Below are 4,228 nucleotides of genomic sequence, written 5' to 3' on the forward strand. Positions count from 1 at the left end.
ATTACAACATATTACATTTTACAGGTCATGTCACTAATAATTTAATCGTCGGTAAAACTCTATCATTACCAAGGCACTAGCCGAAGATTCTACACTCCAGAAAGTACTCACTACATGAGGAACGCCTTGACTCACAAAACCAGTCACTAAACTTACATATTCGCTGCTGATAGTGTGGTTGCTAGTAGTTAAATTTTCACAAGCGGAGAGGGTAATAAGATTGTAACTTGCTAGATTTTGTTGGCAGATTTCATCTAGAGTAAGTTTGTCTTCACCAGCTAATGCTAATTCTGACTTTTTGGGTTCAATTAAATTATTAGTGACATGACCTGTAAAATGTAATATGTTGTAATTATCAAATAAGGCGTTTTCAACAATATTTTTCGTGGCTTCTAAACCCTGAACTCGTTGGATATTATTGAACATCTGGCTAACAACTTCCGACTCAAGTTTGGCAAATTTCAGTGTGGGATAACCTGTATTCTCTGGATGTTCAATACTGAGCAATAATTTATTTTGCCATTGCCAGATATCTTCAGTTCTTATTGATAAACCTATTTGGGCACTAGGTAGATAGGTAACGCTGAAATTTGATTCCACATTCGGCAATTCTTCCGGCGATGGAGAAGGAAGATGGAAAAGGGTATGAATGGGCAATCTGTACAAGTCACGGTGAGGAATTAAAACCAGTTGGCTGATACCTTCGAGTTCTTGTGCAATTGTGGAAATATTCAGAATTTCATACAGTTGCAACAGCTTCTGTTCCATATCAACTCGCCAAGAATGCTGGCTTTTACTTTCTTTGTCTTGGGCCGTGGTACGATATTCTTGGTATTGTTGATGCCAATCTTCTAGCCAAGTTTCAAATTCAATTAGGCGTTGTACTGCTTCGGGTAGGGGTAATTCATTTAGACGAATAGCGTCTTCTCCTAAAGGTATTGCCCCAGTATCTTGCATGGGTGTAAATAGGAGGATCGGTGATGGTGCTTGGTCTTTGAGAATAAATGTGTGTAAGGCGACTGGACTAATATGCCAGTAAATAATTGCTGTTGTGGGATTGAATAGTTGTTGAATTGCGCCATAATAAGGCGAGTAAATATTATCATTCCAGTCATAAAGCAGCCAGTTTAAACAAGCATTTTTGCCTTGTTCGGCAATTTCCCAGGCTTCAACTAAATCACCGGACTCTACGGCTAAATCAACTGCTAATTGGTCAAAGCCTGCAAATTTCAGGGCTAACTGTTTTTTACTTTCGTATGAGCGAGTTTCTTCACTGAGTAATTGTCGCAATAAATCTGTACCGCGTTGCAGCAATTCTTGAACTTGTGTTGTTTGTCCCAAACCCATCAGCACTTTGCTTAGAGATTGTAAAACCTCTAGGTGCAACTGGGGAAAATATTCTAGTGTGAGGGTTAACAGCGCCTGATGATATTCAGATGCGGCTTTGCGCCAATAATCGCGGGGATTAGTATTTTTTTTGCCTTGATCGTAATAAGTATTAGCGATCGCAAAATGCAATCTACCCCAACCTTCTGGATGGGTATCTGTCCGCAGATGCTTTAACCCTTCTTCGTAGCTGGCTAATTTCCCTTCGTAGCCGCCCTGTTGTAAGCCGGGATTTCTCGCTGTTATACTACTCGAAATCTGCAATGCCTCAGCATTAACTAAATTACCGATCGCAGTTCCCCGACCAATCCAAGCTTCCCAATAATCTTGTTTAATTTGCAAAGCGTTGTCATAACAAGCGATCGCTTCGGCAAATTGTTCTAAATAAAACAATGCTACTGCCTGATTATACCAAGCTAAGTGGAAGTCGGGTTTAATAGCGATCGTTTGTTGATAGGAAGCGATCGCTTCTTGTCTACGTCCTAAGTTGTCTAACGCTATACCCCGGTTGTACCAAGCTAAGTAGAAGTCGGATTGAACTGACAGTGCTTTATCCCAGGAGGCGATCGCTTCTGACCATCTTCCTAAATTAAACAGCACTACACCTCGGTCTATCCAAACTTCGTGATACTCTGGGTTAATTTCTAGCGCTTTGTCGTAAGATATAATCGCTTCTGTAAATTGTTCGCCGACAGCTAGGGCTATGCCACGGTGATACCAGTTTTCTTGGTCTTCTGGTTCCAAATGTAGCGCTTGGTCATAACTAGAAATAGCTTCGGGTAGCCAACCTAACTTCAGCAGTGCCAAACCCTTGCTAGACCAAGCTTCTTGGTAGTCTGGCTTGATATCTATGGCTTTGTCAAAAGAAGCGATCGCTTCTTCAAAATATCCTAATTCTCCGAGAGTTCCACCCCGGTTGTACCAAGCTTTGTAGAAGTCGGGTTTCAGTTGTGTGGCGGTTTCGTAAGATGCGATCGCTTCATCAAAACGTTCTAAATGGAACAGCGTCAAGCCTCGGTTAAACCAATACTCTGAGAATTCTGGTTGAAGTTCAATGGCTTTGTCATAAGATGCGATCGCGCCTAACAAATCGCCTGTTTTCGCTTGGCTTAGACCTTGGTAAAACCACCCTTGAGCCTGAGTTACAGGATCATCGCCATGTCGCTCAATTATACCAGGGGAATTGCTGTTTTGAACTGCCAAATTAGAAGCAAGTTGCTGGACTAAATTGGTACTTTGATCCAATCTCACCCACAACTCATCTAATGTATTAGCCACATTTGGCTCTAAATTGGTCAAAGTGTTATCCCAAGTTTCCACTGAGGGAGAAGTTATTAATTCACTTCTTTGTCTAGTAGAAAGGAGATTTGCTCCTGTTGTACTTTGAATAACTTCATCATCGAACCTCAGTTGGGCTAATGAGGTGATTGAATCTTCTGCTGCGGGGAGAGGGAAATTTTCAGGTATTGTGGTTTGGGAATCTTCCCTTCCATACTCCAATACCAGTTCCTCTAAATTCTCGGTGAAAGTTTCCTCAAAAGAGGTATTTTCCGCTGACGTTATTGGTTCAACATCTGGCTCATCATATTCCCATAATTGCTCACCTAAGTTGCGGATTAACTCTTGCCCAGGTGAAGTTGGGATAATTTCTTCATTGGTTGTGATTTCTATCACATCTGGCTCATCATACTCCCATAACTGTTCGCCTAAATTGCGGATCAGTTCAAGCCCTGGAGTAGTTTCTATTACATTTCGCTCATCATACTCCCATAACTGTTCGCCTAAATTGCCGATCAGTTCTTCTCCAGGAGTAATTTCTAAGCCCTCTTCTGAATAATTCTCCTCATCCTCTATCTGTGAACGTGAGTTTTGCATCAGCCGGATGCCAATGTCATAAGCAACATCTCCAATTCTGCCAACACCAAGTTCCCCCAATTGCACCATCTTTGTTGCTAAAAGAGGATTCGGTGTCGGTGAAGCTAGCAAGCTTTCGCCAAACATCACCAACCAATCTATCCAGCGTTCAGCCGGAATGCGATTTTCTACCCGTTGCAGATACCTCAATGCCCACTGTCGTCCTCGTGCTTGATGCACGCCTTCTAACAATTGGATAAACAATTGTTCCAGATCCGCATTGGTTAGTTCTGGTAGCATCTCCACCAGATTATGTCCTCTTGCATCCTTGAGAGAACTAGCCTGCTTACTTGCAATGAGGCGCTTTAAAAACCTTCTAAGCGACTGCGATATCCGCCTGAGCATCTGCCACACTATTGGATTTTCTTTTTCTAGATTGTAGCCATCGTTGTGTTAAAAAAAATCATCAATTACGTAAAAATCCATTAGATCGGGACAGGGCTTCCGTCGCAGATTAGCAAAAAATATACAAAACTTCAAGAGTAGAGTATTACAACGTTACAATTGCCATCGACTCTTGATGCCAAGTGGTTAATTTTCTGCTTGCTCTGTAGTCGATTGACCGGCAGGATATAATTGATTGATCAATGCCTGGACAAGCACTTCTGGATCATCTGTCTCAATGGCAAGCTGTTGAGCAATTTGCTGGCGTAAGTTTTCATCCTGCTGCAACATCACAAACAACTCTTCTAGGGTGACAGTTTGGTATTCTCCCTCTGGGGGGTTCTCTGGGGTATCTACTGACTCTGATATGGGGGCAGTTGGCTCAGATGGTATTGTACTAAAAGCATCTGGCCCTTCATATTCCCAAATTGGTTCGCCTTGATTGCGTGTTAACAACTGCATCCCGATACTATAGGCAACATCTCCGATTTCTCCGATGTCCAACTCACCCAGTTGCACTAACCGTGCAGCTATTTCATTATCG

The 4,228-nt window shown here is 42.2% G+C and carries 1 protein-coding gene and 1 pseudogene; both read right to left on the bottom strand.

What is annotated here, in order from left to right:
- Positions 1–33: 33 nt before the first annotated feature.
- Positions 34–3,645 (bottom strand): CHAT domain-containing protein, encoded by a 3,612-nt coding sequence (locus LC574_RS29070; RefSeq protein ID WP_229457101.1) that lies wholly within the window; start codon positions 3,643–3,645, stop codon positions 34–36.
- Positions 3,646–3,831: 186 nt separating this feature from the next.
- Positions 3,832–4,228: pseudogene (locus tag LC574_RS29075) on the bottom strand (hypothetical protein); the annotation flags it as partial.

The sequence above is a fragment of the Nostoc sp. CHAB 5715 genome (genome assembly GCF_020829685.1).
Taxonomy (GTDB): Bacteria; Cyanobacteriota; Cyanobacteriia; order Cyanobacteriales; family Nostocaceae; genus Nostoc.

What these genes read in the sequence shown, in the direction of transcription:
- LC574_RS29070 (WP_229457101.1), bottom strand. Translation starts at nt 3,645, where the DNA reads ATGCTCAGGCGGATATCGCAGTCGCTTAGAAGGTTTTTAAAGCGCCTC.